The organism is Ferruginibacter sp., assembly GCF_031391665.1.
Classification (GTDB): domain Bacteria; phylum Bacteroidota; class Bacteroidia; order Chitinophagales; family Chitinophagaceae; genus Ferruginibacter.
The window spans coordinates 1-12,391 of record NZ_JANMUN010000241.1 but is presented as its reverse complement, the minus strand read 5'-3'; the positions used below and the strand labels follow the sequence as shown (position 1 = coordinate 12,391).

Genomic DNA, 12,391 nt, shown 5'->3' with positions numbered 1-12,391 from the left:
CCTAATACACTATCTCCTCCCCATCTACCTTAATCACTAATTCTTTTTTATCACTCTCCTCTACCCTGCCAATAATTTGTGCAGCAATACCAAATTTATTAGCCTCGGCAATCATAGTTTCCGCATCCTTGGCATTGCAGTAAATTTCTAAGCGGCAACCCATGTTGAATACTTCGTACATTTCCCGGTTATTGCTGCCGCTGTTCTTTTTAATGATGTTAAAAATTGCAGGCGCTTCAAATAAATTGTCTTTTATAATTTTCAGGTGTCTTGACGGTTTAGAACCGTCTGACACCTGAGAAGGCAAATACTTCATACACTTCGTTTGTCCGCCGCCGCTACAATGTATAAGACCGTGAATTTTTTCAAAATGATTTTGCAACAATGATTTTAATACAGGAGCATAAGTTCTGGTAGGGCTTAAAATAAGTTGGCCAACGGTTGCGGTGCTAGAAATACTGTCCGTTAACTTTTGCTTTCCAATATACACCACATCATCATCCAAATTATTATCAAAACTCTCTTTATAATTCTTGGCATAAAAATTACTCAGCACATCGTGCCTTGCACTGGTAAGGCCGTTGCTGCCAATACCGCTGTTGTATGCAGTTTCGTAAGTGGCTTGCCCGTAACTGGCAAAACCAACAATTACATCACCAGCTTTTATTTTATCGTTGCTAATAATTTTATCTTTAGGCCAGCGGCAGGTCATGGTGCCGTTAACCGCAATAGTACGCACTACATCACCCACATCAGCAGTTTCGCCGCCGAGGTAGTGAATATTCACACCAAATGTTTTTAAGGTATCAAATAAATCCTGGCTGCCGGTAATAATTTGTTCCAGCACGGCGCCGGGTATTAAATTTTTATTTCTGTCGATGGTAGAGTTGAAAACAATATTATCATAAATGCCTACGCATAACAGATCATCTAAATTCATCACAATCGCATCCTGTGCAATGCCTTTCCAAACAGTAATATCACCCGTTTCTTTCCAGTACAAATAAGCCAGAATACTTTTTGTACCGGCACCATCGGCATGCATAATGTTTACAAAATCATCATCGCCGCCTAAAAAATCGGGATACACTTTGCAAAAAGCATTGGGAAATAAACCCTGTTCGAGGTTTTTAACAGCCGCATGCACTTCTTCTTTTTGGGCAGATACGCCACGTTTACTGTATAAAGACATTGTGAATGGTCAATTGTGAATAGTGAATAATGAATCGGGCGCAAATTACAAACGAATTATCCATTATCCATTAAATAATTATCCATTATTCATTATAAATTTATCCATTAGATTTGCAAGTCTTTAAAGAAAAAGAATAAGATCTAATTTAAAAAGCTGCAGTTCCCCTTCAGGGGTTAGGGGCAATTTATCCATTAGATTTGCACAACTTTCCTATGCAGGTACATCATAACATAGATAATTTGCCGGTTTTTAAAAATGCGGTCATTACCATTGGCACATTCGATGGGGTACACAGCGGCCACCAGCAAATTATAAATACACTTAAAGATGCAGCAGTGGCGGCAGGTGGCGAATCTATCATCATCACCTTTCATCCGCATCCACGTAAAGTGGTTTCCTCTGCCGTTACGGGCATCAGGCTCATCAATACACTAAGCGAAAGAATTGAACTTATAGAAAAAGCCGGCGTAGATCATTTGGTGGTAGTGCCTTTTACCGATTATTTTGCCAACCAAACTGCCGAAGAATATATCAAAGATTTTTTGGTAGATAAATTTCAGCCACATACCATCATCATTGGGTACGACCATCGCTTTGGCAGAGAACGTATGGGTGATTATAAACTGATGGAAGAAAAAGCCATCGTATATAATTATCAGCTTATGGAAATTCCTTTGCATTTGCTGGACACTATAAAAGTAAGCAGCAGCAATATCCGTGAAGCAATTTTACACGGCCATGTGGAAGAAGCCAACCAACTGCTGGGCTACACTTTCTTTTTTGAAGGCGAAGTAGTGCATGGCGATAAAATTGGCCGCACTATTGGCTACCCCACTGCCAACCTTAAAAGCACCGACGAAGAAAAAATTGTTTTAGGTGATGGTATTTATGCAGTGTACACCGAGGTTGATGGCAGCCGTTACAAGGCCATGATGAGTATTGGTTTCAGGCCCACGGTAAATGGAAAAAAACGTGTGGTGGAAGTAAATATTTTTAATTTTGAAACAGAAATCTACGGTAAAACCATAAGGGTGTATGTAAAAAAATATTTACGCAGCGAAGTAAAATTTAATGGCCTGGAAGAATTGAAACAACAACTGCACAGGGATAAGGAAGATAGTTTAGCGGTTTTATAAAACTTCGTTTTACATTTTTTGTTACGGGCATTTGTTTATTAATTTGGCATTGTTGCGTCGCACTCTTGTACGGCATAACATTGGGGAACTTTTATTGTAGCGGAGAATGGAGCGAAAGTTTCGTGAAGTCACGAACCAAGGCGAAGGTGATCCATAAAACATGATTAAAGTTTAATAATGATTTAATGCACAAGAGTGCGACGCCACCGAAATTGAACAAAGAAATATAGCCCGGCTCAAAAAAAAAACAAAATTGCTGAAAGCTTTTTATTTTCTACGCAATCATCTTCACCACCATTTCCTTCATCAGCGATGCATCGGAAGTGCCGGTATCGCCAACGCCTACACCTTTTAAATTGTAATGGTGCAGTAATAATAAAATTCTTTCAATACCGTCGTAGCCGTAATTGCGGATGGTTTCTAATGCATTTTTTACGGCGGTGCTGTTAAAATAAAAATGTGGTTTCAGAGCGGCTTCGCTTTTATCGTTCATACCAAAAACGGTATATACTTTACTAAAGTTGGCATACAGTGCCGGCAGAACCATTTGTATGGGTGCGGCTTTGGGATTGCCTTCAAAATACTGTATAATTTTTATGGCTTTGGCCAAATCTTTTTTTGCAATGGCGGCCTGCAGTTCAAAAACATTATACTCCTTGCTGATGCCGATAAACTTTTCAATATCATCTTCTGTAATTTCCTTGCGGCCTTTTAAATTAATAGAGAGTTTATCAATTTCGTTGGCCATACGGGTAAGGTCGTTACCAATATGTTCTTCCAGCAAACCCACGGCTTTGCTGCTTATAGAATAGCCTTTACCCGTTACCATTTCTTTTATCCACTCCTGTACTTTAAAATCTTTTAATTTTTCAGATGTAAAAATTTCGGCTGATTGTTTTAAAAGCTTGTACAATTTTGTACGCTTATCGTAAGTTTTAGTTTTGTACGCTATTACAAAAATGGTGGAGCTTAACGGGTGCTCAAAATAACTTTCCAGCTTATCAAGATCTTTCATTTGCTGGGCTTCTTTTAAAAGCACCACCTGCCGCTCGGCAAACATGGGATAACGCTTGCAGGCATTTATTACTGATGGCCAGTCGGCATCTTTACCATAAAAAACGGTAAGGTTAAAACCGGCTTCTGCTTCATCTAAAATTTTATGCTCGGCATAATCCATTACCATATCGATGTAGTAATCTTCTTCGCCTTCAAGCCAGTACAGGGTTTTAAAGCTTTTCTTTTTCCAGTCGTTGATAATTTTTTCGGCACTCATGGCACCAAAGATAAAATATTTTTACAGGCATTGGCTGCTGTTACCCATATAAAAATTGGCATAATTTTAGCGCAATTGCCAACATAACAGCAGTCTGTTATTTATTCACATATTAACACTACAGCTATTTTACTCTTTTTTTAACTTGCTGAATGAATACTTTTGTCAACAATAAAACCCAAATAAATTATGGCTTACGAAAATTTTCCTGCTACTGAAAGTACGCAACCGGCTGCACCACCGCCACCAAAAAACAACATGCGTAATTTACTTACCGGCGGTTTATTGGTTGCACTGTTAGGCACCTGGGGTTATATTCTTTATGATAAGAATCAAACCAAAGAAACTATTCAGTTAAAAGATACTCAGCTTGCTACTACTACCAGCGAAAAAGATCAGCTGCGGAAAGAATTAGACGATGCCACTATGCAGTACGACATGATTAAAACCAGCAGTGCTAACATGGCGCACAGTAAAGACAGCATTGTAACGCAACGTGACAGGGATATTGCCGCCAAGAGAACGCAAATTCAGCAGTTACTCAGTAAAGCCAATGCAACAAAAGAAGAACTGGCTCAGGCAAAAACTTTAATTGCTTCTTTAAATACAGACATTGCCGGATACAAAACACAAATTGAAACACTACAGGGAGAAAAAATTGTTTTGATACAGGAAAAAGAAACGGTTACAAAAGAAAGGGATGTTGTTCAAAAAAACTTTGACTCAGCAAAATCTGTTATCGCAGAAAGAGAAAATGTTATTGATATAGGTTCTACTTTACATGCCAGCAATTTTGCTATAACAGGCATTAACGAAAGAAGAGGCGGCAAAGAAAAAACAACCAGCACCGCAAAACGTGTTGATAAATTACGTATCTCTTTCGACCTGGATGAAAATCGGATTACACAGTCGGGTAATAAAACCATTTATATTTCTATCACCGATCCTAAAGGAACGCCGGTTACCGTGGAAGCTTTAGGCTCAGGTACTTTTAAAACCAGAGAAGGAGAAGATAAATTTTTTACCCAAAAGGTAGAAGTAAATTATACACAGGGCGAGCGCCAAACTATAAATGTTGACTGGAAACAGAACAGCGATTTTGAAACCGGCAATTATAAAATTGAAGTGTACAATAATGGTTTTAAAATTGGCGAAGGTGTTAAGAGTTTTAAAAAGGGCGGATTGTTTGGATAAAGATTTTTTTTGCTGATTAAAATACAAGAACTTCTTCTGTAAACTTTACTTTTAAATTTACAGAAGAAGTTTTTTAGCATAAAAATTTTTGTACTTTTACTAAAATAAAAAATATGGGTGCTGCGCCACTTTTAAAACACAGTATAGCGGCTTATTTAGAAAGCGAAGAAAAATCTGATGTAAAACATGAGTTTTATAAAGGTGAAATTTTTGCTATGGCCGGTGCCTCCATTCAGCATAACCAGATTGCAAGTAATGCCCATGTTGCTATTGGTAGTTTTATAAATGACAAAGGCTGTACTATTTTTCAAAGTGATTTAAAAATTCATGTAGAGCTTAATTCTCTTTTCACTTATCCTGATTTATCGATAGTTTGTGGTACAATAGCAACCTTAGAAAATCATAAAGATATTGTTACAAATCCTTCAGTATTAATTGAAGTACTTTCTGACACTACACAAGATTATGACAGAGGCGGTAAGTTTAAATTATACAGGGATATACCCAGTTTAAAAGAATATATTTTAATATCGAGCCTTGAACTATTGGTTGAAAAATACACCAAACAAGAAGATGGTACCTGGATACTGCATGAATACAAAACTTTAAATGATTTTTTTACAATTGATGTAATTGCAATGCAGGTTGATCTAAAAGGTTTGTATAAAAATGTGGCGTTGGAAGCCACCAATTAATTTGACCGCCATTACAAAATTGCCCTTATAGATGCCCTGCCTACATGCACCGTTTTTGCTTCGCCGGGCTTGCGGCCTTCGTACTGAATGCTTACCTCAAAATTTCCTGCAAGCCGCCTGGTGTATTCTACATTCCACAAATAATTTTTGCCGGGTAATAAACCATCTAAAATAATATAACCTACTGTAGTGTTTGCTGCACCGGGGTAAGCCTTAAAATTAATTTGATTAAAAGTAATTTTAGCATTAAGCGTACTGTTGTTTAAAATATTATACCGAACATCGGCGATAAGCGAATGAGTGATCGCTTTCTCCAATGAATCGATAGTATTTTTTTTATCGCTGAAATTATACGCCAGGCTTAACCGAAAATTTGATTTATAAATATAGGCAACAGAAGGCTCCGCACTGTTTTGCAGAATAAGATAATTACGGTTATTAAATTTTGTACCGCTGGTATTTAATTCGTTTTTAGATTGACGGAAATTTACTGTAGTGGAAAAATTTTTGTTGAGGTTCCATCTTAGTTTTCCAAACAGGTTACGCACTTTTCGGCTTTCGAAGCCGTACGACAGTAAAGTTTTTCCATTGCTTAAACCATGCGTAACATCAAAACCCCATTTTACATTACTGCGGTTAAAAAAATAAGTGTTGGTTAAAAAGGAGTTTAAAGCAAGCAATGTAGTATCTACCAATTGTTTTGTAAACGGATTAAATTTAAATTTACCGGTAGAAATATCTTTTTTATTTATTTGCAAAGAGGAACTGGTGCTGGAGCGGTACAATAATTTTTTTATGCCTTTTGCATTTATGGGCTTTATTATCAACTTTGGGTTAATATCCAAATTGTAATTAAACTGTACATAATTTGCTTTTACATATTCGTTGCTTGGTGTAAAAAGCTTTACGTACTTACGCTGATCCTGAAAAACAGCAATTTCAAATTCATTTAATTCTTTTATGCCGTTTGCATTATAATCTATCCAGGTATATTCGCCCTGCCCTGCCGGTACTTCAAAAAAAGTAAATTCTCTTTTTTGCTCCTGCCCCGAACCAAGCTCATACAAAATATTTCCGTTTAATAATCCCTTAAATTCTTTAAAAGCATATTCGGTACGGCCCAGTAAACTTTCATCAGGCCGTTGCCTGCTGATGCTGCTGTTTAAAATATGCAGCTTACGGTAAGTGATATTTATTTTCAACTGCCGGTCTTCATTCTTCATCACTTCAGTAAAAAAATTATAGTTATCACTTTTATCTGCCTGCTGTAATTTTGTTTGTACGGGCAATAAATCATTTCTTGTAAAATAAGACAGCCCCCATTTGTTTAACTTATTGGGATTTGATTTTACATACACCTGCCAAATATTAAATGCAAAACTTAATGGCGATAAACTATCTGTAATTTTATTGCGTTGTTTATTTTGTTCGCTGCTGTAATTAATGCCCACCTGCAGCTTTTTAATTTTGGATAACTCTTTACTTATATCAATGGTGGGCCTGAAGTAAGTACCGTTATCGCTTTGTGAATTGGTGGTGGTAAAACTTATTTTGTTGGTAAACTTCCATCCTTTGGAAACGGTATAATTATCAATTTGCTGGCGAATGCCATTAAAATTATCGCTGCGTTTGTAATTAATAATTTCGTAAGCATAAAAATTACCTTTGCTGTCTGCAACTTTTACCGATGCATTGGTAATATGTTCATCTGCTTTGCTAACTGCAAAAGGTAAACTCCAGTCACGTAAATATTCTACATTACGCAAACGCTCCAATGGTTTAAAGCGGCCCTGCACAAATTCGTATCCTAAATTTGTTTGCATCAGCAAAGCCTTACTGAACAATTTAATTTTTGCATCGCTGTTTTGAAATTGCAGTTTTGCTGCATAACCTTTATCGTTTGCTTTGTCTTTTGCCGAAAAAAGATTGATATCATAATTACTCATGGCACCTTCCACTTTAATTTTTGTTTTGGCAGAAAATAAATATTCTCCCCCAATGGTAATTACCTGTTGCTTTTTGGGTGCAATTAATAAAATTACCGGAGCCCAGTCACCTTTCTTTACATTATTAATATCGGGTGCAACCCAGTTGTACACTTTACCATTAACGGCATTTTGCAGTGGCATATAATTGCCTTTGCCCGGCCCTACGTAAGCAAATGAAAGACTGTACAAAACATCGTTGGGGTTAGTAGAAAAAACAAAAATAGAATCATGCACCGTTCCATTGTATAAAGTATCAATTTTTTTATACAAAATTTTATCTACCGAAAAAGTATCCCGTTGGGCATTTTCGTAAAAAGCACTGTCCACTCCATCTCCTGCATCAGCTAAAAATTGTTTTTGTTTGTTATCAAGCACCTGGTTGATAGAAGAATTTTTTGCATCAGAATTGCTGAACGCTCCAACACTTAAAATAAATTTATTATTAAAATTCAAATCATCGGTTGCATACACCTGTGCATTTAAAAAATTGCGGTCGGCATATTCAAATTCTACCTGTATCCTTTTATCTTTTGTAATTAAGTTTTTTTGGGTAAAAGTTATTTCGGCAGTGTTATAATTCATTATATAATCCTGGTCTTCGCCACGCTGCATTAGCTGCCCATCTATAAAAACACGTTCTGTGCCGGCAAGAATTACAAAATACACTTCGAAATTAGCGCCCTGCAACCGGTAAGGTCCCTGGTTACCTTCAATTGGTGTAAGAATATTACGGGTAAACTTTCCTTTGGCAACAGCACCGCTTACCAGCAACGAATTAGACAGTTTTTTACTGATCTTATTAGTTGTACTGAAAGAAACTCCCTGTAAACGTTTATAAAAATTAAGAAAATAATTTTTACTTTGCCTGATATCAATATCGCCAAAATTTGCCTGCCAGCCTTTCTTTTTTATTTGCAAAAATATTTTATCAAAATCCCTCAGGTCTTGTGTATTGCCTTCCGGCTGTATGGGGATATTGTTATCCGTTATGGCCGCAGTTAATTCCAAACTGTCGCCAATAAAACCACTGAGTTGTAAATTAAGGCTGGAGTTTACCACTGCATCCTGGCTGTTACCAAAAGATATTCCCCTGCCAAAACTGCCTTCGGATTTTACAGTACCAAAATCGAAAAGCGGATTACCCTGCTTAGTATTAAGATTAAATGTTACGGGGTTGTTGTTGATAAAATTATACCGGATACTGTCGTAATTATAATGTTTTACAACAGCATTTAATTTAAAAGGAAATACACGGTAAGTAACCAGTACAGTTTCTGCTGCTGGTTTATTTATCCAGGTAATAGTGGCATTTACTTCGTCCACTTTATAGGCAGATGATGGCACATTGGCTATACTTACCGAATTGGGAACAATGCTTAGAGAATCGAATTTTACCGCATCTGCATTTACCACTAATAGTTTTGTACGCAGGTTAGACAGCGGTGAAGGCTTTTGTGCAGATACTACCTGCACAAAAAAAATCATTATTAAAAACAGGTATATCCGGGGGTGCTTCAACAGTTTTAGATTAGTAATGCATAAAATTAGCATTTATTGTGCAAGAGACGGATAACTGGCAATTTGCTGCATAAAAAAACCTTCTTAACGAAGGTTTGCATTTTATAAAAGTGTTTTTTATTCCGATCCTAAACTTGCACCAAGGTATTCTCTGTTCATCCTTGCAATGTTGGCAACGGAAATACCTTTAGGGCATTCCGCTTCACAGGCATAAGTATTGGTACAATTACCAAAACTTTCTTTATCCATCTGGGCCACCATATTCATTACCCTTGTATTTTTCTCGGGTTGCCCCTGTGGCAACAATGCTAATTGAGAAACTTTAGCGCCAACAAATAACATGGCACTGCTGTTGGGGCAGGCTGCAACACAGGCGCCGCAACCAATACAGGCAGCAGCAGCAAATGCATCATCTGCATTTTTTTTATCAATAGGTATAGCGTTAGCATCAACTGCATTACCAGTATTAACCGAAATAAATCCTCCGGCCTGTATCACCCTGTCAAATGCACTCCTGTCCACCATTAAATCTTTTATTACCGGAAACGCTTTACTGCGCCATGGTTCCACTACAATGGTATCGCCATCTTTAAAAGCCCTCATGTGCAATTGGCAGGTAGTGTTTTGAGCCCACGGCCCATGTGCTTTGCCATTTATATGCATGCTGCACATACCGCAAATACCTTCACGGCAATCATGGTCAAATGCAATAGAATCTTTTCCTTCAGTAATTAACTGTTCGTTCAACACATCAAACATTTCTAAGAAAGACATTTCAGATGAAATATCTTTTACCTGGTAAGTTTCAAACTGGCCTTTGTCTTTGGTGTTTTTTTGTTTCCACACTTTTAGTGTGAGATTCATGTTGTAATGCTCCATATAATTGAATTGCTGTAATTATTTTATTTATAAGAACGTTGCGTTGGTTTCACAATCTCAAAATCCAATACTTCTTTATTTAATTCCCAATTACTCTCACCTTTAAATTCCCATGCTGAAACATAACTGTAATTATCATCATCACGTTTTGCTTCGCCATCTTCTGTTTGGCTCTCTTCTCTAAAATGCCCTCCGCAACTTTCGTTACGCTCTAATGCATCTTTACACATCAGTTCGCCCAGTTCAATAAAATCCGCCACACGTCCGGCCTTATCCAGTTCTGGATTCATACCATTTATTTCTCCCGGAATTCTTACATCACTCCAAAATTCTTTTTTCAACTGCTGAATTTCGGCTATAGCTTCCTGTAAGCCCTGTGCATTACGTGCCATACCGCATTTATCCCACATTATTTTTCCTAAACGTTTATGAAAACTTTCTACTGTTTGTTTGCCTTTAATATTCATCAAAGTATTAATCCGGTCGCTTACTGCTTTTTCTGTTTCTTCAAATGCAGGATGTATTGTAGGAATTGATGGGTTACGAATTTCATCAGCAAGGTAATTACCCAATGTATAAGGCACTACAAAATATCCGTCAGCTAAACCCTGCATTAATGCAGATGCACCCAATCGGTTGGCACCATGATCGCTGAAGTTGGCTTCGCCTAATGCATACAATCCCTGTACAGTTGTCTGCAATTCATAATTTACCCAAAGCCCGCCCATAACATAATGCACAGCAGGGTAAATCCTCATGGGTACTTCGTAAGGATTTTCACCGGTTATCTTTGCATACATTTCAAACAGGTTACCATATTTTTCTTTCACCACTTCTTTACCCATAGCAATAATTCCAGCCTCGTCCACATTTTCCAACGCCCCTTTACCCACTTCAATTTTTCCGTAACGTTTAATCGCATCAGCAAAATCAAGATACACTGCCAGCTTTGTTGTACCAACTCCGTAACCTTCATCACACCTTTCTTTAGCAGCTCTTGAAGCTACGTCTCTGGGCACAAGGTTACCGAATGCAGGATATCTTCTTTCCAAATAATAATCTCTTTCCTCTTCAGGTATATCAGTTGCCTTGCGGTTGTCATCTTTTTGTTTAGGCACCCAAATTCTTCCGTCATTACGCAAACTCTCACTCATTAAGGTAAGTTTACTTTGGTAGTCGCCGCTAACAGGAATGCATGTAGGATGAATTTGCGTAAAGCAGGGGTTACCAAAAAATGCACCTTTTTTATGCGCCTTCCATGCAGCAGTAACATTACTGCCCATAGCATTGGTACTTAAATAAAATACATTACCATAACCGCCGCTGCATAATAAAACGGCATGACCAAAATGCCTTTCCAATTCGCCGGTTACTAAATTTCTTGCAATAATACCTCTTGCCTTTCCGTCAATCATCACCACATCCAGCATTTCGTGGCGACTGTATTGTGTTACATTTCCCAATGCAATTTGTCTTTCTAAAGCACTGTATGCACCTAACAGTAACTGTTGCCCTGTTTGGCCGGCGGCATAAAATGTACGCTGTACCTGTGTACCACCAAAACTTCTGTTACTTAATAAGCCCCCGTATTCTCTTGCAAAAGGCACACCCTGCGCCACACACTGATCAATAATATTTGCACTCACTTCTGCCAAACGGTGTACGTTAGCTTCTCTCGCCCTGTAATCGCCACCTTTTACAGTATCGTAAAATAATCTAAACACCGAGTCGCCATCGTTCTGATAATTTTTTGCGGCATTAATTCCACCCTGCGCTGCAATACTATGGGCACGGCGTGGGCTATCCTGAAAACAAAATGTTTTTACTTTATACCCCAACTCTCCCAATGCAGCAGCAGCAGATGCACCGGCCAAGCCTGTGCCCACTACTATTACTTCTAACTTTCTTTTGTTGGCAGGGTTTACAAGTTTTACATGTCCTTTGTAATCTTCCCACTTTTCGTTCATTTCACCTGCAGGTATTTTTGAATCTAAAGCCATATTGTAAATTATGAAACCCCCTCTATCTCCCCCTGAAGGGGAAGAGAAATGGAGATTATGTTATAGATCTTGTTTTATATTTTTTATTCCAACCAATTTTTTTTCAATTTAGCTTCCTTGGCGTCGCACTCTTGTACATTATTTCTTTGTTCAACTTTAATCATGTTATGTACTTCTTCGCACTAATCTCCTCCATTTCTCTTCCCTTCGGGGTTCTTTGAAAAAGAACGAACGAAGTTCAATAGGATGGGGTTATATCCAACCCATATAAAATGCCACAGGCATTGATGCAAACAGCAGGCAAATAACTATTGAATACCCTACACCCATTGCTTTTATTATTGGTGTGTATTTTTTATGATTTACACCAAAGGTTTGAAATGCACTTTGAAAACCATGTATCAAATGCCAGCATAAGGAAATTACTCCCAACACATAAATAATTACTACTAACAAATTATTTTGAAAAACGTTTTGCATTTCGGCATATAAATTATGCACAGCCTGGCTGTT

At 37.6% G+C, this 12,391-nt stretch carries 9 protein-coding genes; 3 read left to right on the top strand and 6 right to left on the bottom strand.

The window, feature by feature from the left end; genetic code table 11:
• Nucleotide 1: 1 nt before the first annotated feature.
• On the bottom strand, nucleotides 2-1,192 hold the full coding sequence (locus ACY651_RS18330; protein WP_462254957.1) for an AIR synthase related protein: 1,191 nt from the start codon (nucleotides 1,190-1,192) through the stop codon (nucleotides 2-4).
• Between the two features lie 215 nt (nucleotides 1,193-1,407).
• Here ACY651_RS18330 and ribF point away from each other — a divergent pair, with 215 nt between their 5' ends.
• Entirely contained in the window at nucleotides 1,408-2,331 is a 924-nt protein-coding gene (gene ribF, locus ACY651_RS18325; RefSeq protein ID WP_462254956.1) for a riboflavin biosynthesis protein RibF, read from the top strand.
• Nucleotides 2,332-2,605: 274 nt separating this feature from the next.
• On the opposite strand, the gene holA is transcribed toward ribF, so the two are convergent.
• The gene (holA, locus tag ACY651_RS18320; RefSeq protein WP_462254955.1) at nucleotides 2,606-3,604 is read right to left on the bottom strand and encodes a DNA polymerase III subunit delta; all 999 of its coding nucleotides are present in this window, start codon (nucleotides 3,602-3,604) and stop codon (nucleotides 2,606-2,608) included.
• Between the two features lie 189 nt (nucleotides 3,605-3,793).
• Between holA and ACY651_RS18315 the strand changes: the two genes are divergently transcribed.
• Both ACY651_RS18315 and ACY651_RS18310 read left to right on the top strand, forming a co-directional pair.
• A complete protein-coding gene (locus tag ACY651_RS18315; RefSeq protein ID WP_462254954.1) occupies nucleotides 3,794-4,798 on the top strand; it encodes a hypothetical protein in 1,005 nt (334 codons plus the stop codon).
• Between the two features lie 113 nt (nucleotides 4,799-4,911).
• Nucleotides 4,912-5,493 carry a Uma2 family endonuclease gene (locus tag ACY651_RS18310; RefSeq protein ID WP_462254953.1) on the top strand — a complete coding sequence of 194 codons (582 nt, stop codon included), beginning with the start codon at nucleotides 4,912-4,914 and terminating at the stop codon, nucleotides 5,491-5,493.
• An 11-nt stretch (nucleotides 5,494-5,504) separates the two neighbouring features.
• Here ACY651_RS18310 and ACY651_RS18305 read toward each other — a convergent pair whose 3' ends face one another.
• The 4 genes from ACY651_RS18305 to ACY651_RS18290 all read right to left on the bottom strand — a co-directional run.
• On the bottom strand, nucleotides 5,505-8,954 hold the full coding sequence (locus ACY651_RS18305) for a hypothetical protein (RefSeq protein WP_462254952.1): 3,450 nt from the start codon (nucleotides 8,952-8,954) through the stop codon (nucleotides 5,505-5,507).
• Nucleotides 8,955-9,116: 162 nt separating this feature from the next.
• Nucleotides 9,117-9,863 carry a succinate dehydrogenase/fumarate reductase iron-sulfur subunit gene (locus ACY651_RS18300; RefSeq protein WP_462254951.1) on the bottom strand — a complete coding sequence of 249 codons (747 nt, stop codon included), beginning with the start codon at nucleotides 9,861-9,863 and terminating at the stop codon, nucleotides 9,117-9,119.
• A gap of 38 nt (nucleotides 9,864-9,901) precedes the next feature.
• A complete protein-coding gene (locus tag ACY651_RS18295; protein WP_462254950.1) occupies nucleotides 9,902-11,878 on the bottom strand; it encodes a fumarate reductase/succinate dehydrogenase flavoprotein subunit in 1,977 nt (658 codons plus the stop codon).
• A gap of 252 nt (nucleotides 11,879-12,130) precedes the next feature.
• On the bottom strand, nucleotides 12,131-12,391 hold a 261-nt coding region (locus ACY651_RS18290; RefSeq protein WP_462254949.1), incomplete at its 5' end, for a succinate dehydrogenase/fumarate reductase transmembrane subunit.

Bases quoted from the DNA above. Each gene is read 5' to 3' on its own strand.
- ACY651_RS18315 (WP_462254954.1), top strand. From the start codon at position 3,794: ATGGCTTACGAAAATTTTCCTGCTACTGAAAGTACGCAACCGGCTGCA.
- ACY651_RS18310 (WP_462254953.1), top strand. From the start codon at position 4,912: ATGGGTGCTGCGCCACTTTTAAAACACAGTATAGCGGCTTATTTAGAA.
- ACY651_RS18295 (WP_462254950.1), bottom strand. From the start codon at position 11,878: ATGGCTTTAGATTCAAAAATACCTGCAGGTGAAATGAACGAAAAGTGG.
- ribF (WP_462254956.1), top strand. From the start codon at position 1,408: ATGCAGGTACATCATAACATAGATAATTTGCCGGTTTTTAAAAATGCG.
- holA (WP_462254955.1), bottom strand. From the start codon at position 3,604: ATGAGTGCCGAAAAAATTATCAACGACTGGAAAAAGAAAAGCTTTAAA.
- ACY651_RS18300 (WP_462254951.1), bottom strand. From the start codon at position 9,863: ATGAATCTCACACTAAAAGTGTGGAAACAAAAAAACACCAAAGACAAA.
- ACY651_RS18330 (WP_462254957.1), bottom strand. From the start codon at position 1,192: ATGTCTTTATACAGTAAACGTGGCGTATCTGCCCAAAAAGAAGAAGTG.